Below are 19,485 nucleotides of genomic sequence, written 5' to 3'. Positions count from 1 at the left end.
CGCTGGTACGGTAAAAGGTATGGCAACACGTAAGGTCACTCTTTCGCTGGACAGCGGCGCGCTGGAATTCGCCGAACGCGCCGCGAAAGCCCACGGAATCTCGGTCTCGTCCTGGCTGTCGAAGGCGGCCAGGCGCGAGGCGGTTCGCACGGGTTACACCCCGCAGAAGCCGGAACCGGCCGTCGCGGAATCGGACGAGGCCGAGCTCAGCGCGGCGGAGAAGGATCTGCGTGCGCAGGGGTGAAGTCTGGACGTACCACCCCCCGACCGAACCGGCCCGGCAGCGCACCGTCGTGCTGCTGTCCTCGGACGGGGTGAACGAGTCCGAGCGCCCCTGGCTGCTCGGCACGGAACTCCTCGAACGCGACCCGATGGACATCCTCGGGGTGGCGATCGACGCCCGCTACTGGGTGTCGACGCTCAACCTCACCCGGCTCTACCGGCCGTGGTTCGACGAGCGCCTCGCCGAGATCGACCAGGACGTCCAGGAACGCATCGACATCGCCCTGCGAGCCGCCCTCGATCTTTAGGTGTATAACGCCCTATACCGGTCGGCGGGCCTAGAAAAATGGCGCCGGTAAGCACGCATGGCACCCAACAACAAGCAAAGAGGGGCCGGGGCCTCAGCGGGCTACGACCTCCGGGGCCGGGTGGAGCTTGCCGTCGGCGCCCGCCAGGCAGGAGGCGTTGCCTTCGCGCGCGGCGATGAACTCGGTGATGCAGTTGGCGATCGCCGTGTGGCCGGCCGCGTTGGGGTGGAACGACTCCTGCAGCGCGTGGCCGGCCCGGTCCGCCTGGCCGAGATCCGCCAGCTGGAGCGTCAGGCGCGTGAACCACTCGGTCGCCGGGTTCTGGCCGCCGCTGCACGCTTCGTGCTTGGCGCCGGCCTTGGCGAGGTCGAGGAACCGGGCGCCGGTCTGCTGGGCGGCTGCCTTGAGACCCGCCGACAGGACGCCGATGCCGGTCTGGGAGATCCAGCGCAGGTCTTCGACGCGGAACGGGCAGCCGTTGAGGCTGCGCAGGTCCTCCGGCAGGTCCGGGCCGATCGGGGCGGCGTAGGACTGCAGGATCAGCTGGTAGTCCGCGGGCACGTACCCGGCGGCGGCCAGCACCTTCTTGACGTCGGAGACGGCGGTGGCGACCTTCGGCACCATGGCGTCCACTTTGGACTGCCAGGTCTGCTTGAGCGCGGTGCTGCACGCCGGGCCGCCGGGGTTGAACCAGGCCTTGAAGCATTCGGTGACCTGGTTGGAGAACTTGGGTTCGTCGTTGGCGCCGACGGCGATCACGACGGCGGCGACGCGGTGGTCCTTGACCAGCGCGGCGAGCTGCTGCGCCTGCGAGGGTTCGGTCCACTGCTTGACGTCGCCGAGCGCGACCTGTTCGGCGGGGGCGCCGGAGCAGCCGAGGTTGACGTGGGCGGTGATGCCGGGGACGGCGATCTTGTCGACGAAGGCGTTGGGGGAGCGGTGGCACCAGTTGCCGCCCTGGCCGTTGGTGGCGGGGGTGTACTGGCCGGCGCCTTCGCCGGAGACGGTGCTGTCGCCCATCGCGACGACGGTGAGGGGGCCGGTGCCGGGCGGGCCTTGGCGGGGCTGGGGGCGTCCGGGTTGGCTTTCGGAGCCGAAGAAGACGAAGAAGCCGGCCAGCAGGGCCACGCACGCGAGGACCAGGGCCCCCCAGTACCACTTGAGACGTCGCATCGTCGTCGATTCTACGGATGGGGTGGCCGGGCCGGGGGTGCGTTGCCGATCACGCCGAGCGGGCGACGGTCCGGCGGGGGACGAGTTCGACCGGCAGTTCGCGGACGCCGAAGATCATCGGGGAGGGGTAGCCGACCTGGACGCCGTCGCGGACGCGGATGTCGGTGAAGCGGTCGAGGAGCTGTTCGAAGACGATGCGGCCTTCGAGGCGGGCGAGCGGGGCGCCGAGGCAGAAGTGGACGCCGCCGCCGAAGGCGAGGTGGGTTTCCTTGCGGGGGCGGGGGTCGAACTCGGCCGGGCGGGGGTGGTGGCGGGGGTCGCGGTTGGCGCCGAGGACCCAGGGGGTGACCATCGACCGGGCGGGGATGGTGACGCCGCCGAGGTCGGTGTCGGTGGTGGTGATGCGCAGGAGCCGCATGATCGGCGGGCGGTGGCGGGTGACTTCTTCGAGGAGGCTGGGGACGAGGGTGTGGTCGCGGCGGACCGCGGCGGCGGCGTCGGGGAAGTCGTGCAGGGCGAGGACGGTGTTGCCGAGCATCATGGTGGTGGTGATGTGGCCGGCGGCGAGCAGCAGTGAGGCGAAGTTGAGGACTTCGTGGTCGGCGAGGTGTTCTCCGTCGACTTCGGCGTGGGCGAGGCCGCTGAAGAGGTCGTCTTCGGGGTGGCGGCGGCGTTGGGAGAGCAGGTCGGCGAGGTAGTCCTCCATGACTTCGGTCAGGGAGGTGCCGTCTTCGCGGGGTGCGCCGCCGGTGAGGAGGGCGTCGGCCCAGCCGCGGTAGAGGGTGCGGTCTTCGGGTGGGATGCCGATGAGGTCGCCGATGACGACGACGGGGAGGGCGTAGGCGAGGTCGCGGATGAGGTCGGGGTCGTCGCGGTCGGCCATCGCGGTGATCAAGGTGTCGGTGGCGGTGCCGATCCGGGGTTCGAGGTCGGCGACGACCTTGGGGGTGAAGGCTTTGCTGACCAGTTTGCGGAGGCGGTGGTGCACGGGTGGGTCGACGGCGGCCATGTTGCCGCGGACGGCTTCGGCGGTGTCGGGCAGCAGCAGTCCGGGGTCGGAGGAGAAGGTTTGGTGGTCGGTGAAAACGCGTCGTACGTCGGCGTGGCGGAAAACGTGCCAGGTGTCGTCTTCGTCCGCGATGACCGGGGTGTTCTCGCGCATTTCGTCGACCCAGCGGAAGAGCGCGGTTCCGCCGTCTTCCAGTGATGGGGGGCGGACTGGGGGCGAGGTCATCCCGTGGCTCCTTTGCGGAATCCGATTTCGCCGGCCGGAAATAATGGCTCGTTGCTGGTGAACACGTTAGGGCGGTTATCGGTCGGTCGGCAACGAGAAAAGGTGATCGTTTTCGTCAACGAAAGGGGCTGGGTGATCGACTTCGGTTGTCAACGGGACGATTCAGCCGGCTTCGGTCAGGTCGGTGGTCGCGGCCAGTTCGACGGCGACGTCGGTGATCACCGGGAGCGCGGGGTTGTCGTGGCCGGGTACCCACACGAGTTCGGTCCGGGCGACGTCGTTCTCGAGGGGGACGAAGGCGACGCCGGTGCGGCGCAGGCTGTGCGAGGAGCGGGTGAGTCGGGTGACGCCGACGCCGGCGGCGACGAGGCCGAGCAGGCCTTGCACGGTGGCGGCGCGCTGGACGACCCGCGGGGTGTAGCCGGCGGCGGCGAAGTCGTCGTCGTAGCTGCGGTGCCAGGGTTCCCAGCTGGCGCGCGGGGTGAGCACCCACGGTTCGGCTGCCAGGTCGGCCAGTTTCAGGGACGTGCGGTCGGCGAGCGGGTGGTCGGCGGGGAGGACGGCGCAGACCTCTTCGGTGAGCAGGGTGCGGGAGGCGAGGCCGGGGACCAGGGGCGGGCGGGTGAAGGCGAGGTCGAACCGGCCTTCGCGCAGGCCGTCGACGAGTTCGGCGATCGGGGCTTCGGCGGTCGTCACGGTCAGGTCGGGGTAGCGCTCGCGGACCGCGCGCAGGATCGGGGGCAGCAGGTAGTTGGCGGTGGTGGTGAGGAAGGCGAGCCGGACGCTGCCGATTTCGCCGCGCAGTGCGCGGCCGAGGGTGGTGACGGCTTCGTCGGCGCGGGCCAGGACCGCGCGTGCTTCGGGGAGGAAGAGCTTGCCGGCGGCGGTGAGGCGGGTGCCGCGGGGGTCGCGGTGGAAGAGGCGGGCGCCGAGGCCGCGTTCGAGGACGGTGATCTGCTGGGAGAGGGATTGCTGGGCGATGTGGAGGCCGGCGGCGGCGCGGGTGAAGCTGGTTTCGTCGGCGACGGCGACGAAGTAGCGCAGCTGTCGGAGCTCGGGGGTCACAGGCTCCGACTGTAGCCGTGGCAGGGGATCGGTGTTGGCGGTGCGGTGGTGGGCGTCCCCAGGATGGAGGCGGGAATCCACTGGGAGGAAAGCGAAGATGACGAACACCGACGGCCGCGTGTGGTTGATCACCGGCTGCTCGGCCGGGTTCGGCCGGGAGATCGCGCTGGCCGCGTTGGCGGCGGGGGACCGGGTGCTGGCGACGGCGCGGCGGCCGGAGACCTTGGCGGGGTTGCGGGAGCGCGGTGGTGACCGGGTCCGGACCGCGGCGCTGGACGTGACCGATGCCGGGCAGGTCGACGCGGCGGTGAAGACGGCGCTCGAGGAGTTCGGCGGGATCGACGTCGTGGTGAACAACGCGGGCAATGGTTCGGTCGGCGCCGTGGAGGAGCTGACGATGGACGAGCTGCGGGCGTTGCTGGAGGTGATGTTCTTCGGTGCGGTCGCGGTGACGAAGGCGGTTTTGCCGCACCTGCGGGCGCTGGGCAGCGGGACGGTCGTGCAGATCAGTTCGATGGGTGGGCAGCTGTCGATGCCCGGTTTCGGTGCCTACAGTGCGGCGAAGTACGCGCTGGAGGGGATTTCGGAGGCGCTCGCCGCGGAGGTGGCGCCGTTCGGGGTGCGGGTGCTGATCGTCGAGCCCGGGGCGTTCCGCACGGAGTTCGGGGGCGGGCGCATGCACCGCTCTCGTTCGATCGACGCCTACGCCGTGTCGACGTCGGGTACGCGGGAGGCGGTCGAGACCATGGACGGCACGCAGCCGGGCGACCCGGCGAAGGCGGCCGCGGCGATCGTGCGCGCGGTGGGCAGTCCCGACGCGCCGCTGCACCTGGCGTTGGGCGCGGACGCCGTGGAGGCGATCCGCGCCCAGCACCGGACGCTGGCGGCGGACCTGGCGGCCTGGGAAGAGGTCAGCCGGGCCACCGCGCTGGACTAGGCGTCCTGCAGGAGGCCGAGGACGTTGCCGTCGGCGTCGGTGAAGGTCGCGACCAGGCGGCCGTTGCCGACGTCCTTCGGCTCGTCCTTGACCTTGGCGCCCGCGGCGGTCACTTCGGCGAGCTTCGCGGCGATGTCGTCGACGTGCCAGTAGGTGACCGGGCCGGTCATGCCCTGCTGGGCGCCGTTGGGGACGAGGCCGATGTGCTGGCCTTCGGCGTCGTAGCCGACGTAGTAGGGCGCGTCGGCCTGGGGTTCGGTGCCGAGCAGGGCGGTGTAGACGGCCTTGGCGGCGGCCAGGTCGGTGACGGGGTGCAGGACGGTCTTGATCCCCTGGGTGCTCATCGTGGTGCTCCTGAAGTCGTGGTCTGCGGTACGGCGATGACGCTATTGCCGGGCCGGTGACCAGCGCTTCTCGATTCCTGATCGGTTGGGGCGGTCAGTCGAGCAGGGCGGTGAGGACGCCGTCGAGGAGGCGGACGCGGCGGTCGGCGATGCGGTGGACTTCGTCGTCGTGGGTCGCGACGATGACCGCGGCGCCTTCTTCGGCGCAGCGGCGCAGCAGCCGCAGGACCCGGGGGGTGCTGCCGGCGTCGAGGTGGGCGGTCGGTTCGTCGGTGAGCAGGACGCGCGGGCGGCCGGCGACGGCGCGGGCGAGGGCGACGCGTTGCTGCTGCCCGAAGGAGACTTCGAGGGGGTAGCGGTCGCCGAGGTCGCCGATGCCCAGCTCGTCGAGCAGCCCGGTGACGCGGTCGTGGATCGCGTCGCGGGACGGGCGGGGGACGTCGGAGCGCAGCCGCAGCGGCAGGGCGACGTTTTCGGCGATGGTGAGCTCGTTGGCGAGGCCGAGGGCCTGCGGCAGGACGGCGCAGGTGTGCCACGGCGGGGCGCCGCTGATCGGGACGCCGTCGAGCAGGACGCAGCCGGAGTCGGGGGAGTCGAACCCGCACAGCAGGGCCAGCAGCGCGCTCTTGCCGGAGCCGGAGCGGCCCGAGACGGTGACGAGCTCGCCGGCGCCGACCCGCAGTTCGAGCCCGCGCAGGACGTCGATGTCGCCGCTGGGGTGGGCGAAGCTGCGGCGCAGGCCGACGGCTTCCACGATGGTCATCGGTGCGGCTCCCGTTCTTCGACGCGTTCGAGTGTGCCCTTGTGCAGCCGGGCGACGCGGGCGCCGAGGTCGATCAGGCGGTCGTCGTGGGAGGCGACCAGGACCGCGAAGTCCTGGTCCACCAGGTATTGCAGGGTGTCGAGCACCAGGTCGGCGGAGGCTTCGTCGAGCTGGGAGGTGGGTTCGTCGGCGAGGATGACGGTCGAGCGGGCGGCGAGCACGCAGCCGAACGCCAGCCGTTGCTGCTGGCCGCCCGAGAGCGCGGAGATCTTCCAGTCGCCGGTGCCGTGTAGCCCGAGCTGGCCGAGGATGTCGTCGGGGTTGCATTCGGTGCCGGCGGCTTCGGCGGCGGCGCGCAGGTTGTCGGCCACCGAAAGGTAGCCGAGCAGGTTGTCGGCGGGGTTCTGGAACACCAGTCCGAGGTGGTGGCGGCGCAGGGCGCGCCGTTCGCGGTGCTTGAGCCGGTGGACGTCGGCGCCTTGGAAGGTGAGGGTGCCGCGGGCGGGTTGTTCGAACAGGCCCAGCACGCGCAGCAGCGTGGACTTGCCGGAGCCGGAGGGGCCGGCGAAGACGGTCATGCCGCGGGCGGGGACGTCGAAGCTGACGTCGTCGACGCCGGTGACGGTGCCGGCCGGGGTGGGGTAGTCGACGCCGATGCCGCGCAGGGTGAAGATCGGTTTGTCAGGCACGGATCAGCTCCGCGGTCCGGGCGGTGCGCACCGAGCGCACCGCGATCCAGCCGGCGAGGCCCACGACGAGGACGCCGACGAGCAGCACGGTGAGGACGAAGGGCAGCGGGTCGGGTAGTTCCGAGCGGGGTGCGAGGAACGTCGCCGGGTCGAACCGCGGCACCGACAGCCCGGCGACGGAGACGCCGCAGACCACGCCGACGACGATCGCGAGGCCGCTCAGCGCGCCGAGTTCCATGAGGTGGCTGGCGAGCAGGGTGCGGGGGCGCATGCCCATCCGCAGGACGAGCGCGCCGGCGAGGGCGTTCTGCCGACGCCGGACTTCGACGGCGACCAGCAGGGCGAGGATGGCCACGACCCCGAGGACGGCGCCGAGCAGCGCGACGAAGGAGAACGTCCAGGACACGACGAAGAAGGGCAGGCCGTCGAGCGCGGTTTCGCGGCTGATCCGGTTGGGGATGAACACGCCGGCGGCGCGCAGGGCGGCGGTGGCGTCGGCCAGCGGCGCGGTGGTCAGGACGCTCCACTTGGGGACGCGGTCGAGCTGGCCGTGGTCGAGGGCGGTGCGGGAGACGACGTAGCCGGGGGAGGTGCCGATCATGGGGAACACCGGCAGGTCGGCGACGGTGACGGCGTCGCGCAGGCCGTTCGGCAGCTGCGCGGTCTGCTTGGCGGTGTGGCCGATGCGCAGGACCGGCGTGCCGCGCGGGTCCGGTTGCGCGATCTGGCGCAGGAGGCCGGCGAGGTCGTCGGTGGGGACGTCGGCGGTGGCGGCGCCGCGGGTGAAGGTTTCGGGGTCGACGACGAGCACGACGCTGCCGGTGCCGGTCAGTTCCCCGACCACGGTGCTGGTCCCGGCCAGTGACGGCGGCATGGCGACGGTGCCCATGCCGATCGGGCTGTCGGTGTCGAGGCGGGCGGTGCTGCCGACGAAGATCGCCGACTTCGTGTCGAGCGCGTCTTCCTGGCCGTTCGCGATGCCGATGCCGGTGGCCAGCGTGCCGATGGCGAGGGTGCCGATGACGAGCACGCCGGTGACCGGGGCGCGGGCGCCGGCGAGGCGGCGGATGGCCAGCTGCAGTGCCGGGCGCGACCAGAAGCGGGCACGGTGGGAGGCGTGCAGGGCCAGCCACGCCAGCCGTGCGGTCAGCAGCCCGACGGTCAGCACGACGAACACCGGGTAGGTCAGGGCGAGCGGGTCGACCTGGGGTAATGGATTTCCGAGGTGTGAGCCGGTGCTGTAGTGGGCGAGGCGGGTCCAGCCGAGCCACGCCATGCCCGCTGTGGCGAGCTCCCAGGGGAAGTAGGCCAGCAGCCGCATCCGGTTGCCGCCGCGGCGGACGCGGCCCAGTTCGAACTCCCGGTGCGCGCGCACGGCGACGACCAGGGCCAGTAGCACCAGCGACACGACCAGCACCCCGGCCGCGACGAGGCCCGCCCGCAGCTCGGCCTCGGGGTCGGGCGCGCCGGGTGGGCCGTAGACGCCGAGCAGCAGGCGGGCGGCGACCGCGCCGAGCACCCCGCCGAAGAGGATCGGCAGGCCGAGTTCGGCGACGGCGAGGCCGCCGAGGGCGCCGGGTCCGCTGCCGCGCGCCGAGAGCAGCCGCAGCTGGGCGTGCCGGCGCTGGTACCACTGCAGGGCGACGGTGCCGAGGCCGGCGCAGCCGACCAGGACGCTGATCAGCGCGAGCGGCAGGATCGACACGAACACGTTGGCTTGGGCCTGCCGGGCGATCTGGACCGAGCGTTCGAACGTGGGGACGTCGGCGGCGACGAGGGTGCCGAGGCCCTGGGCGGTGAGGTCGGCGCGGACGTCGGCGACGAGGTCGCGGGAGCGCTGCAGCAGGTCTTCGGCCGCGCTGAGGGTGGCCGGGGGCGGTTCGTAGAAGGAGATGTGGAAGTACTGCACCTTCGGCAGGCCGATCGCGGCGACCGCGGTGTCGAAGGTCTTGCGGTCGGTGGCGAAGACGATCGAGTCGATGGGGTCGTTGGCGAGCCGGTCGACGACGGCGCCGGACTGCTGCGAGCACCACCACCGCGGCGGCGGGTCGAGCAGGTCGCGGTAGATGCCGGTGACCGGGGGCAGCGCGATGCCCTGGATGCTGGGTTTCGCGCCGACGCCGATGTGTTCGGCGTCGGCGACGACGTTGCCGAGCCAGAGGCCGGGCGCGCGGGTGCCTTGCTGCAGCGTGAGGTTGTCGAGGCCGGCCTGGTCGCGGTAGGCGAGGCGGACCTTGTAGTGCGGGTCGCCGTTGAACTGCGTGCCGGGCAGCACGTTCGTGTATTCGCCGACGACCGGGGCGCCGAAGCCGTGCGCGGGGGCGTGGCGCTGGACGGCGCTCGTCAGGGCCGGGATGTCCTCGACGGGGATGTTGCCCTTGCCGAAGACCGGGCCGTAGCTGTCGGGGCAGGTGATCCCGGTCTGGTAGGCGACGGTCGCGCCGCCGGCGGCGGAGGCCTGCAGGACCGCCGCGGTGCCGAGGAAGCAGGCGAGCAGCGCGGTCACCGCCGCCACGATCAGGGTGAGCGGGCTCGAGAGGGCGGCTTTGGGGGCCGCACGCCACGGCTTGGTCACTCTGCGCTGTCCAATCTTCCCCCAAATCACCCGCATGGACGCGCACGCTACCGTCAGATCGCAGGAGTTGGCACCTTTTTGTGTCCGATCGTTGCTCACTGGCGGTCATCTGCCGCGAAAAGCGCAGCGAGCAACCCCTGCGGCCATCCGGCCTGTTTAGTGGTCTAGACCTTGACGCCGATATTGGTCTGATCCAATCCTGAAGACGTTCTCGCCGTGTTACGCCGCGGCACGGCTCCCGCCGGCACTGGAGCGCAGATGCGTCGACGCAGACCTTTCTCCCGAATGTCCGTTTTCCTTGCCGTGACGGCGATATCGGCTGGCTCGCTGGTCGCCGCCGCCGGAACCGCGCAAGCCGCCACGCCGCTGCCCGCGCACGTCTTCGCGCCCTACTTCGAAGCCTGGACCGGCGAAAGCCCCGCGGCGCTCGCGCAGCAGTCCGGCGCCAAGCACCTCACGATGGCGTTCATCCAGGCCGCCACCAAGGGTTCCTGCACCGTGTACTGGAACGGCGACACCGGGATGCCCATCTCGAACGGCGTCTTCGGCTCCGACATCGCCACGATCCGCTCCCGCGGCGGCGACGTCATCCCGTCCTTCGGCGGCTACACCGCCGACAACACCGGCACCGAAATAGCCGACAGCTGCACGAATGTGGACTCGATCGCCGCCGCCTACGAGTCGGTGATCACCACCTACGACGTCCCCCGCCTCGACATGGACATCGAGGACAACTCGCTGACCAACTCCGCCGGGATCGACCGCCGCAACAAGGCCATCAAGAAGGTCCAGGACTGGGCCGCGGCTTCGGGGCGGTCGCTGCAGATCTCCTACACCCTGCCCACCACCACCCGCGGCCTCGCCGACAGCGGCCTGGCGGTGCTGCGCAACGCCGTCGCCAACGGCACCCGCGTCGACGTCGTGAACCTGATGACGTTCGACTACTACGACAACGCCGCCCACCAGATGGCCACCGACACCCAGACCGCGGCCGCCGGGCTCGTCTCCCAGCTCGGCGCGCTGTACCCGGGCAAGACGCAGGCGCAGCTGTGGGGGATGGTTGGGATCACCGAGATGATCGGCGTCGACGACTTCGGCCCGGCCGAGACGTTCACCACCGCCGACGCCGCCACCGTCTACAACTGGGCGGTCTCCAAGGGCATCAACGAGCTGTCGTTCTGGGCGCTGCAGCGCGACAACGGCAGCTGCCCCGGCGGCGCGGCCGCGGACAACTGCTCCGGCATCGCCCAGGAGACGTGGTTCTTCAGCCACGCCTTCGAACCGTTCACCGGCGGCACCACCGTGCCCGGCAACGACTTCTCCCTGACCGCGAACCCGGCGTCCGCCGCGGTCGACCCCGGCGGTTCGGCCACCGCGACGGTCGGCACCGCCGTCACGTCCGGCTCGGCCCAGCAGGTGACGCTGTCGGTCACCGGCGCGCCGGCCGGCGTCACGGCGTCGGTCAGCCCGGGCTCGGTGACCGCGGGCGGCAGCGCGACGCTGTCGGTGAGCACCACCTCGGCGGCGGTCCCGGGGGTCTACCCGCTGACGGTCACCGGCACCTCGCCGTCGGCGAGCCACAGCACCACGTTCACCCTCACGGTGAAGGGCACCCCACCCGCGGGCGGCGTGGTGAACGGCGGGTTCGAGACCGGCGCGCTGAGCCCGTGGAGCGCCACCGGCGACGCGGTCGTCGCGTCCCCGGCCCACTCGGGGACCCACGCGCTGCAGGTGGTCCCGACGGCCTCGGCCACCGGTGAAGCGGCGCAGAACGTCACGCTGGCCCCGAACCACGCCTACACGCTCAAAGCGTGGGTGCAGGGCAGCTACGCCTACGTCGGGGTCCGGGGCGGCGCGACCGCCAGCACGTGGACCTCGAGCAGCGGCTGGACGCAGCTGTCGGTGCCGTTCACGACCGGCGCGTCCGGCGCGGTGACGGTGTACGTCCACGGCTGGTACGGCCAAAGTGCCCTCTACGCCGACGACTTCACCCTCGGCTGAGCCTTTCGGCGGCGGCCCGGTTGCGCAACGCGGAAGTTGGCCGGGCCGCCCCTGGCCGAAAGACTCACGGGGACGATCTTTCGCCTCGCGAGGAGGACCCTCGATGCCGCACATCCCGCTCGACCCGCAGCTGCCCGGGATCCGGTCGCTGATGGCCTACCGCCCGGAGACCGCGGTGCCGCTGAACCACCTGGCCCAGACCCTCCTGCGCGGGCCCAGCCCGCTGACGGTCGGCGAGCGCGAGCTGATCGCGGCGGTGGTCTCCAACGGCAACGAGTGCCGCTTCTGCCACGGCAGCCACGCCGCCGCGGCGGCCGAAACCCTCGACGGCGGCCGCGCGGTGGTCGACGCGGCGTGCGCCGGCATCGACGACGCACCCGTGTCGGACAAGCTCAAGGCGCTGCTGCGGATCGCGCTCGCGGCCCGGGAAACCGGCCGAGCCGTCACCGACGAGCTGATCGCGGCGGCCCGCGCCGAAGGGGCGACCGACGTCGAGCTGCACGACACCGTGCTGATCGCGGCGGCGTTCTGCATGTACAACCGCTACGTCGACGGCCTGGCCACGGTCGCGCCGGAGGACCCCGCGGCCTACGAGGTGATGGGGAAGGTCCTGGCCGCCGAAGGTTACGGCCGCTAGGGCACCAGCACGATCCGGCCCGGGCGCGTCCACGCGGCACCGGCTTCGGCGAGCGGGACGCGCTCGTGGTCGACGGTGAGGTCGCCCGCGATCGCGTGCCCCACCACCGTCAGCAGCGCTTCGCGGCGCCGGTCGGTGTCGAGCTCGTTGTTGGTGTAGCCGTGGATGTGCAGCGACCGGCTGCGCAGCACCGCCGAGGACACCGGGCACTCGTCGTCGGCCGCGCTGCCGAGGTTCACCAGCCGCCCGCCCGGGCGCAGGGTGCGCAGCGCCGCCGCGGCCGGGATCCCGGACACCGGGTCGATGACCAGGTCGACCGGGACGTCCCCGAGCCGCCGCGCCAGCGAATCGACGTCGTCGCCGTCCGTCAGCCGCACCACGCTGTCCGCGCCGAGCCGCCGGGCTCGTTCCAGCGCGGCGTCCGAGCGCGCGCACGCCACGACGTGCCCGGCCCCGGCCACGCGGGCCAGCTGCACGGCCGACTGGCCGACGACCCCGCCGGCGCCGAGCACCAGCACGGTCTCACCGGGAACGAGGTTTCCCTTCCAGGTCAAGCACATCCACGCCGCCACCGCCGACAGTCCGAGGGCCGCGACGAGCGCGTGGTCGGCCCCCGGCGGCAGGACCACCAGGTCGGCGGGCGCGACGACGACGTGCTCGGCCATGCTGCCGTCCCCGGGCCGCATCCCGGCGGTCGTGGCGAACCAGACCGGCGTCCCGGCCGGCTCGGTCGGCGTCGGCCGCGTGAGCACCCCGACCCCCTGCACCCCCGGCACGTACGGCAGCTCCGGCAGCCCGAAGTAGGACGTGCCGGACGCGCACAGCAGATCGAGCGGGCTGACCGGCGCGGCGGTGACGCTCACCGCGACCTCGCCCGGCCCCGGTTCGGGTGCCGTCCGGTCGGTCACCACCGGGGGCGCGCCCGCCGCCCGGATCTCCGCCGCGCGCACGGCGTCAGACGGGCTGCAGGACGAAGTCGTACCGGGCTTCGAGCCACGGCTCGGCCGACTCGCCGCCGTCGGGTGTGGCGCCCGGGTCGCGGGGTTCGAACGCCACGACCAGTTCCTGCTTGGTGCCGAACACGACGTCGCTGTCGAGGTACTCGGCGCCCTCCTGGAACAGGTGGGTGATCAGCGGCTCGTAGCCGGCGGCGTTGATCAGGAAGTGCACGTGGGCGGGCCGGAAGTGGCTGATGTCGGTGCCGCCGATGATCGCCCCGACCGGGCCGTCCATCGGGATCGAGTAGCCCTTCGGCGCGATCGTGCGCAGGCAGTAGGTCCCGTCGGGGCGGGTGGCGTACTTGGCGCGCAGCCGGGCCTCGTCGATGCCGGGGATCTGCGACTCGTAGGCGCCTTCTTCGTCGGCCTGCCAGACGTCGAGGATCGCGCCGCCGACGGGGGAGCCGTCGAGGCCGCGGACGGTGCCGGTGATGTAGAGCGGGGTGCCGGGCAGGCCGTCGGACATGTCGCCGCCGAAGTCCTTTTCCGGCGAGCCGTCGATGTGGAACGGGCCGAGCACGGTGGCCGGGGTCGCCTTGGCGTCGAAGGCGTGGTTCATCTGCACCACCAGCATGCTCAGGCCGAGCACGTCGGAGGCCAGGATGAACTCCTCGCGCTTGTCGTCGCTGATCTGCCCGGTCTCGGTCAGCCACCGCATCGCGGCCATCCACTCGGGTTCGGTCAGCCGGACCTCGCGGGCGAAGGCGTGCAGGTGCCGGACGAGGGCGGCCATGACCTGCGCCGTGCGCGGGTCGTGCGCGCTCGACCACCGCTGCGCGGCGAGCTCGGTGATGTTGTCCTCGGTGACGAGCTGCATCGGCGTTCCTCTCAGCGTTGCGGGTCCGGCGGGACCGGCCGGTTGTTCAGGTCGACCGACAGGAAGACGTCGTTGGCGACCGGGTGGCGCAGCTCCTCGGCCAGCTGCCCGACGAGCCCGGCGGTCCGGGCGAGCAGCGCGAACCCGCGCAGCAGTTCCAGCGGCAGCCCGAGGTCGGCCAGCGCGGCGCCGCAGACGCCGGCGCCGTTGAGCGGCAACGTCTTCCCGAGCACCCGCGGGTGGACGCGGCCGATGGCGGCGAACAGTTCCAGGTGCGGGCCGCGCAGGCCTTCCTCGCCGGCGATCTCGAACAGCCGGCGGGTGCGCGGGTCGCCGTCCTTGTGGACGTGGTGCCCGAGCCCGGGGATGAACTTCTTTTCGGCGCGGCACTTCTCGACGGTCTTCAAAGCCAGCGCGTCCCAGCCGGCGTCGTCCGCCGGGGTTTCGGCGGCGGCGAGGACGTCGTGCAGGAACCGGCCGCAGTCCTCGGTGACGCCGAGGAATCGCGAACCGCCGCCGAGCAACCCGGCGGCCAGCGCGCCCTGCACGGAATCGGGAGCGGACAGGTAAGTCAGCCGCGTGACGATCGCCGTCGGCGTGAAGCCGTGGTCGGCCAACGCGGCCAGCACCGCTTCGAAGACCCGGGTCTCCCCGGTGGACGGACGCCGCTGCGTCGCCAGCCAAAACGCCAGCTCGCCGAACCCGACCTTGCCCATGACGTCCTCGGCGAGGTCCTGGCCGAGCAGCGTGATCTTGTCCTTTGTGGACGATCCGAGTGCGGTCTCGTAGACGCGGTCAGTCATGCGGGGTCTCCGTCAGCCAGGCGCGCAGCTCGGCGCCGTGTTCGTCGAGCTCCGGCGGAGGCAGCCGGTAGGCGGCCGGGGTCGCGGAGAACCGGATCGGATGGCGCGTCGTCGGCACGGCTCGTTCGCCGTCGCCGACCTCGACGATCGGGTCGAGGCCGAAGCGTTCGGCCATCGCGAACCCGCCGTCGATGGTGTTGATCGGTCCACACGGGACACCGACCTTCGTCAGCGCGTCGAACCACTCCACGGCGGTGCGTTCCTTGAGCCGTTCAACCAGGATCGGCCGCAGCTCCTCGCGGTTCTTCGTGCGGTCGGCGTTGCGGGCGAACCGCGGGTCGTCCGGCACGTCGGGCAGGCCGAGGACTTCGCACAGCCGGCGGAACTGGCCGTCGTTGGCCGCGGCGACGATCAGGTCGGCGTCGGCGGTCGGCAGCGGCTCGTAGGGGAAGACGCTCGGGTGGGCGTTGCCCATCCGGTAGGGCACCACGCCGCCGGCGGCGTAGGCCGAGCTGTGGTTGACCAGCCCCGTCAGCGCCGAGGACAGCAGGTTCACCTCGACGTGCTGGCCTTCGCCGGTCGCGTCGCGGTGGCGCAGCGCGGCGAGGACGCCGATCACCGCGTGGTTGCCCGCCATCACGTCGAACACCGAGATCCCGGCCCGGTACGGCGGGCCGTCCGGGTCGCCGGTCAGGCTCATCAGGCCCGAGATCGCCTGCACCATCAGGTCGTAGCCGGGCACGTGCCGGCCGTCGCCCGAGCCGAACCCGCTGATGGAGGCGTAGACGCTGCCGGGGTTGGCCGTCCTGACGGTGTCGTAGTCCAGGCCGTACTTGGCCAGGCCGCCGGGCTTGAAGTTCTCGATCACCACGTCCGCCCGCGCCGCCAGTTCGCGGGCGACGGCGGCGTCGGCTTCCTCGCGCAGGTCGAGGGCGATCGACCGCTTCCCGCGGTTCACGCCGAGGTAGTAGGTCGAGACGTCGCCGCGCACCGGCGGCATCCACGTGCGCGTCTCGTCGCCCTGCGGGCCTTCGACTTTGACGACTTCGGCGCCCATGTCCGCCAGCAGCATCGTGGCGTAGGGGCCGGCGAGCACCCGGGAGAAGTCCGCGACCAGCAGCCCGGTCAGCGGGCCGGCAGCGCTGGTGTCCACCCGGTTCCTCACTTCCTGTCCGTCCAACGGACGCTTGTCCGCAGTTTGCCGCCGTAGGCCTCCGCGGTCAAGACACCGCGGGCACGGTGACGTGCGGGACGTCGTCCAGCCGCGCGAAGTCGGCGCTGATCTCCCCGGCGGTCTGCAGCAGCAGCGGCAGGTGGTGCTCCAGCAGCCGCTCCACCGGCGTCTCCGCGGCGTGGCAGTTGACGTTGACCCCGGCGATCACCCGCCCGGCGCCGTCGCGCAGCGGCGCGGCCACCGACCGGATGCCGAGTGCCAGCTGCTCGTCGGTCAGCGCCCAGCCGCGGGCGCGGACCTCGCGCAGTTCGGCGTCGCGCTCGGCGCGGTCCGGCTGCCAGCGCGGGACGAGCCCGGAGCGGGTCGGCTGGGCCAGCACCGCCTCCAGCTCGTCCGGCGGCAGCGCGGCGAGCTGGACCTTGCCCAGCGACGTCGGCAAGGCGGGGAAGCGGGTGCCGATCTGGACGGCCAGCGCGACGATCTTCGGCACCGCGACCCGGGCGACGTAGACGATGTCGGAGCCGTCGAGCTGGGCGATCGAGCACGACTCGTTCGTGCGCTCGACCAGGCGTTCCAGGTGCGGCCGGGCGACGTCCCACAGGCCCATCGACCGCACGTAGGCGACGCCGAGGTCGAGCACGCGCGGGGTCAGCGCGTAGCCGCGCCCGCCGGCGCGGACGTACCCGAGCTCCTCCAGGGTGAGCAGGATCCGGCGCGCGGTCGGGCGAGCCAGGCCGGCGGCGGTGGCCACCTCGGCCAGCGTCATCTCCGGCCGGTGCGGCCCGAACGCCGTGATCACCTCGAGCCCGCGCGCCAGCGCTTCGATGAAGTCGGGACCCGTTCCCTCGCGTGGCATGCACGACCTCCCTCTCCCAGTCCTGCCCGCAGCGTAGCGGCGGGGATTGACACCGGCCCGGCGCTGGGCAAAGGTGACGTCACCCCTTCAGTGTCCGTAGAGCGGACGAGTGTACGCAACCGGAGGCAGCCATGTCCGGATCGATCGTCCTGCGGGGCGGTACGGTGCTGACCCTCGACGACGCCCGCCGCGTCCTGCCCGGCGCGGACGTCCTGGTCACCGGCGACGAGATCGCCGCGATCGGCCCCGCCCTGGAAGTCCCCGCGGGCACGACCGAGATCGACGCGACCGGCGGGATCGTCCTGCCGGGGATGATCGACACCCACCGGCACCTGTGGCAGACGGCCATGCGCGGCTACGGCGCCGACTGGACGCTGACCCAGTACTTCGTCTGGTACTACCTCGAATGGGGCAAGGTGTTCCGCCCCGAGGACATCTACGCGGGCAACCTGCTCGGCGCGTGGGAAGCACTCGAAGCGGGCGTCACGACGACCGTCGACTGGTCGCACGGCCTGCAGACGACCCAGCACGCCGACGCGGCGGCCGACGCGCTCGAAGCCGTCCCGGGCCGGTTCGTGCTGGCCTACGGCAACATCCAGGACGCCCCGGCGAACTGGACGGCCACGCCCGGGTTCCGCGACTTCGTCTCCCGTCGCACCGGCGGTGACCTGGGCTTCCAGCTCGCGTTCGACGTCACCGGCGACCCGGCGTTCCCGGAGAAGCCGGCGTTCGAGGTGGCGCGCGAGCTGGGCGTGCCGGTGACCACGCACGCCGGGGTCTGGGGCGCGACCGGCGACGACGGCATCCGCCTGATGCACGACCACGGGTTCATGACCCCCGAGACGATCTACGTGCACAGCGCGTCCCTGTCGGCGGACTCGTACCACCGGATCGCGGCGACCGGCGGATCGGCGTCGGTGTCGACCGAAAGCGAGCAGAGCGCGGGCCAGGGCTACCCGTCCACGTGGGCGTTGCGGCAGTACGGGATCCCGGTGTCGCTGTCGATGGACACGTCGGTGTGGTGGAGCGGCGACCTGTTCACGGCGATGCGCACGACGCTGGGCGCGGACCGCTCCCGCGAGCACCTCGAGGCGCACGCGAAGGGCGAAACGGTGACGCACGCGGCGTTGCGGGCGGAGCAGGTGGTCGAGTGGGCGACCCGCGGCGGCGCGGCCGCGCTGGGACGCACGGACATCGGCTCGCTCGAGCTGGGCAAGAAGGCCGACGTGGTGTTGCTGAAGAACGACCACTCACCGGTGTCGTTCCCGCTGCTGAACCCGTACGGCCATGTGGCGTTCCAGGCCCAGCGCGGCGACGTCCACACGGTGCTGGTGAACGGCCGCGTCGTCAAACGCGACGGCCGGCTGGTCGACGTGGACCTCCCCGCGGTCCGGCAGCGGGTGGAGGCGACGGTGGAGTACCTGCGCGGGCAGCTGGGGGAGGAGGCGTGGGCGAAGGGGATGAACCCGGACGTCCCGGAGACGAAGATCTTGGACAACCCGTACACGTATACCGACTACCAGAGCGACGCCACCCACGGCGGCTGAACTACCGTGGGGCCGTGGTCCAGGTCTTCGTCCAGCCCGCCTACGGCACCGCCGACTCGCGCCGCTACGGGTCGGAGACCCTCGAGCAGACCGTCGATTTCCGCACCCACGCCGACCTGCTCGACCCCGCGGACCTCGCCCGCCTGAAGACGCTGCACCCGAACGGCCGGGCCCGGTTCTGGGGCGCCAAGGACAAGTACGACCGCCGGATGGACACCGTCACCACCGGCGACGTCGTGCTGTTCACCGGCCGCAAGCACGTCCAGGCCACCGCTGAAGTCGGGCACGGCTTCCGCAACCCCGCCTTCGCGCGACGCCTGTGGAACCCGGACCCCGGGAAGTGCTTGTTCAGCAACGTCTACAGCCTCCGCCACTACCGGCGCGTCGGCCTGCCCTACGAAGAGATCTGGGCCCTGCCCGGGTTCACCGCCGGCGACAACTTCATGGGCCTGCGATTCCTGGACGCCCCGAAGTCCGCCGCGGTCCTGGAGCTGCTCCGGACGTGACAAACGCCGGTCAGTTCCCGGCCACCGCGCCCCGACCGCGGAGATCGCCTCGATGATGACCCCATGGGGTGGATCACCAAGGACGGCAAGAAGATCTACATCCCCGGCAAGGGGACGGGCGTCGTGGTCGCCGCGGCGGTCGGGCTGGCGGTCGCCGGCGGCGGGGCCGGCGCGTTCGGTGGCGCGGCCGGCGGGGGTGGGGCGGCGGAAGCGTTGCCGGGCAACGCCGCCGGCGACGTCGCCGACTCCCTGCCCGGGCGCTCGCTGAAGACCCGCCGGGCGGAGGCGCGCGAGTCGGCCAAGCGCGGCAAGGCCGACGAGGCCTGGAGCCGGCTGAAGCTCAAGGAGCTCAAGCGCGTCGCCCGGCACGAGGGCGACTGCCTCGCCGCCGCGACCGACCGGGTCCGCGACTTCCTGGTCACGACGCCGTGCACGTCGCTGGACCGGATGCTGCTCGCGGTCGGCGACGGCCACGGCAACGCCGCGGTCATCTCGGTCGTGCGGGTCGGCTTCCCGTCCGCCAAGCAGGCCGCCGCGTTCGAGAAGGTCGAAGCCGTCCAAGGCAGCGGAGACGTGCGGCCGCTGGAGATCGCGGCCGTCCTCGGCGTCGCCGGCGTGCGGATGACCGGGTTGCACTACGCGCCCCGGCCCGACGGTCACGCCATGGTCGTCGCCGAAGCCGACACCGCGACCGGCCACGTCGGCGGCGACACCCTCGACGCGCTCGCCGACGTCGCCGCCCACCTGCCCGTCCGGTGAGCCCTGCCCGTACGGGCAGCCCGGCGTACCCGAAGGTCTGCCGCTGCGCGGCTGTCCGGCCCGCGGCCCAGCGCTCA

General features: G+C 72.1%; 20 protein-coding genes. 8 read left to right on the top strand and 12 right to left on the bottom strand.

Annotated features, from left to right (window positions below; translation table 11 throughout):
• The first annotated feature begins 19 nt into the window (after positions 1-19).
• Together ACERZO_RS14690 and ACERZO_RS14685 are read left to right on the top strand one after the other, a co-directional pair.
• Positions 20-244 carry a hypothetical protein gene (locus tag ACERZO_RS14690; RefSeq protein ID WP_372665182.1) on the top strand — a complete coding sequence of 75 codons (225 nt, stop codon included), beginning with the start codon at positions 20-22 and terminating at the stop codon, positions 242-244.
• Positions 231-530 carry a hypothetical protein gene (locus ACERZO_RS14685; RefSeq protein WP_086682453.1) on the top strand — a complete coding sequence of 100 codons (300 nt, stop codon included), beginning with the start codon at positions 231-233 and terminating at the stop codon, positions 528-530. Before ACERZO_RS14690 ends, ACERZO_RS14685 begins: the two co-directional genes overlap by 14 nt.
• Before the next feature lie 93 nt (positions 531-623).
• Here the strand turns inward: ACERZO_RS14685 and ACERZO_RS14680 are convergent, their stop codons facing one another.
• The 3 genes from ACERZO_RS14680 to ACERZO_RS14670 all read right to left on the bottom strand — a co-directional run bounded on the left by ACERZO_RS14680 (position 624) and on the right by ACERZO_RS14670 (position 4,002).
• Positions 624-1,703, bottom strand: coding sequence for a GDSL-type esterase/lipase family protein (locus tag ACERZO_RS14680; protein ID WP_372665181.1), 1,080 nt, complete (start codon positions 1,701-1,703; stop codon positions 624-626).
• 49 nt (positions 1,704-1,752) lie between these two features.
• Positions 1,753-2,937 (bottom strand): cytochrome P450, encoded by a 1,185-nt coding sequence (locus ACERZO_RS14675; RefSeq protein ID WP_372665180.1) that lies wholly within the window; start codon positions 2,935-2,937, stop codon positions 1,753-1,755.
• A gap of 162 nt (positions 2,938-3,099) precedes the next feature.
• Entirely contained in the window at positions 3,100-4,002 is a 903-nt protein-coding gene (locus tag ACERZO_RS14670; RefSeq protein ID WP_372665179.1) for a LysR family transcriptional regulator, read from the bottom strand.
• 97 nt (positions 4,003-4,099) lie between these two features.
• On the opposite strand from ACERZO_RS14670, the gene ACERZO_RS14665 reads away from it, so the two are divergent.
• Positions 4,100-4,939, top strand: a complete 840-nt coding sequence (locus ACERZO_RS14665) for an oxidoreductase (RefSeq protein ID WP_372665178.1) — start codon at positions 4,100-4,102, stop codon at positions 4,937-4,939.
• Here the strand turns inward: ACERZO_RS14665 and ACERZO_RS14660 are convergent.
• The 4 genes from ACERZO_RS14660 to ACERZO_RS14645 all read right to left on the bottom strand — a co-directional run bounded on the left by ACERZO_RS14660 (position 4,936) and on the right by ACERZO_RS14645 (position 9,310).
• Positions 4,936-5,283: a VOC family protein gene (locus ACERZO_RS14660; protein ID WP_372665177.1), complete on the bottom strand. Its 348-nt coding sequence runs from the start codon at positions 5,281-5,283 to the stop codon at positions 4,936-4,938. The genes ACERZO_RS14665 and ACERZO_RS14660 overlap by 4 nt on opposite strands.
• Positions 5,284-5,377: 94 nt before the next feature.
• Positions 5,378-6,046, bottom strand: a complete 669-nt coding sequence (locus ACERZO_RS14655; RefSeq protein ID WP_372665176.1) for an ABC transporter ATP-binding protein — start codon at positions 6,044-6,046, stop codon at positions 5,378-5,380.
• A complete protein-coding gene (locus ACERZO_RS14650; protein WP_372665175.1) occupies positions 6,043-6,735 on the bottom strand; it encodes an ABC transporter ATP-binding protein in 693 nt (230 codons plus the stop codon). The genes ACERZO_RS14655 and ACERZO_RS14650 overlap by 4 nt, the downstream gene beginning before the upstream one ends.
• Entirely contained in the window at positions 6,728-9,310 is a 2,583-nt protein-coding gene (locus ACERZO_RS14645) for an FtsX-like permease family protein (RefSeq protein ID WP_372665174.1), read from the bottom strand. Before ACERZO_RS14645 ends, ACERZO_RS14650 begins: the two co-directional genes overlap by 8 nt.
• Positions 9,311-9,595: 285 nt before the next feature.
• Here ACERZO_RS14645 and ACERZO_RS14640 point away from each other — a divergent pair, with 285 nt between their 5' ends.
• The gene (locus ACERZO_RS14640) at positions 9,596-11,311 is read left to right on the top strand and encodes a glycosyl hydrolase family 18 protein (RefSeq protein ID WP_372665173.1); all 1,716 of its coding nucleotides are present in this window, start codon (positions 9,596-9,598) and stop codon (positions 11,309-11,311) included.
• Between the two features lie 103 nt (positions 11,312-11,414).
• Positions 11,415-11,948, top strand: coding sequence for a carboxymuconolactone decarboxylase family protein (locus tag ACERZO_RS14635; protein ID WP_372665172.1), 534 nt, complete (start codon positions 11,415-11,417; stop codon positions 11,946-11,948).
• Here the strand turns inward: ACERZO_RS14635 and ACERZO_RS14630 are convergent.
• From ACERZO_RS14630 to ACERZO_RS14610, 5 genes are all read right to left on the bottom strand, one after another.
• The gene (locus tag ACERZO_RS14630; protein WP_372665171.1) at positions 11,945-12,898 is read right to left on the bottom strand and encodes a quinone oxidoreductase family protein; all 954 of its coding nucleotides are present in this window, start codon (positions 12,896-12,898) and stop codon (positions 11,945-11,947) included. The two genes, ACERZO_RS14635 and ACERZO_RS14630, sit on opposite strands and share 4 nt — an antisense overlap.
• A gap of 4 nt (positions 12,899-12,902) precedes the next feature.
• On the bottom strand, positions 12,903-13,763 hold the full coding sequence (locus tag ACERZO_RS14625; protein WP_372665170.1) for a dioxygenase family protein: 861 nt from the start codon (positions 13,761-13,763) through the stop codon (positions 12,903-12,905).
• Positions 13,764-13,774: 11 nt separating this feature from the next.
• Complete coding sequence (locus tag ACERZO_RS14620; protein WP_372665169.1) at positions 13,775-14,566, bottom strand: citryl-CoA lyase; 792 nt, start codon at positions 14,564-14,566, stop codon at positions 13,775-13,777.
• Positions 14,559-15,719 (bottom strand): CaiB/BaiF CoA transferase family protein, encoded by a 1,161-nt coding sequence (locus ACERZO_RS14615; RefSeq protein ID WP_372665168.1) that lies wholly within the window; start codon positions 15,717-15,719, stop codon positions 14,559-14,561. Before ACERZO_RS14615 ends, ACERZO_RS14620 begins: the two co-directional genes overlap by 8 nt.
• Before the next feature lie 67 nt (positions 15,720-15,786).
• Complete coding sequence (locus tag ACERZO_RS14610; RefSeq protein ID WP_372665167.1) at positions 15,787-16,596, bottom strand: IclR family transcriptional regulator domain-containing protein; 810 nt, start codon at positions 16,594-16,596, stop codon at positions 15,787-15,789.
• A 131-nt stretch (positions 16,597-16,727) separates the two neighbouring features.
• Between ACERZO_RS14610 and ACERZO_RS14605 the strand changes: the two genes are divergently transcribed.
• The 3 genes from ACERZO_RS14605 (at position 16,728) to ACERZO_RS14595 (ending at position 19,408) form a co-directional block, all read left to right on the top strand.
• Positions 16,728-18,143, top strand: a complete 1,416-nt coding sequence (locus tag ACERZO_RS14605; protein ID WP_372665166.1) for an amidohydrolase family protein — start codon at positions 16,728-16,730, stop codon at positions 18,141-18,143.
• A gap of 14 nt (positions 18,144-18,157) precedes the next feature.
• Positions 18,158-18,649 carry a hypothetical protein gene (locus ACERZO_RS14600; protein WP_372665165.1) on the top strand — a complete coding sequence of 164 codons (492 nt, stop codon included), beginning with the start codon at positions 18,158-18,160 and terminating at the stop codon, positions 18,647-18,649.
• 63 nt (positions 18,650-18,712) lie between these two features.
• Complete coding sequence (locus ACERZO_RS14595) at positions 18,713-19,408, top strand: hypothetical protein (protein ID WP_372665164.1); 696 nt, start codon at positions 18,713-18,715, stop codon at positions 19,406-19,408.
• The last annotated feature ends 77 nt before the right edge of the window (positions 19,409-19,485 follow it).

Source organism: Amycolatopsis kentuckyensis (genome assembly GCF_041679295.1).
GTDB lineage: Bacteria > Actinomycetota > Actinomycetes > Mycobacteriales > Pseudonocardiaceae > Amycolatopsis > Amycolatopsis kentuckyensis_A.
The sequence above is the reverse complement of the archived record's forward strand: the minus strand, read 5'-3'. Positions and strand labels throughout refer to the sequence as shown.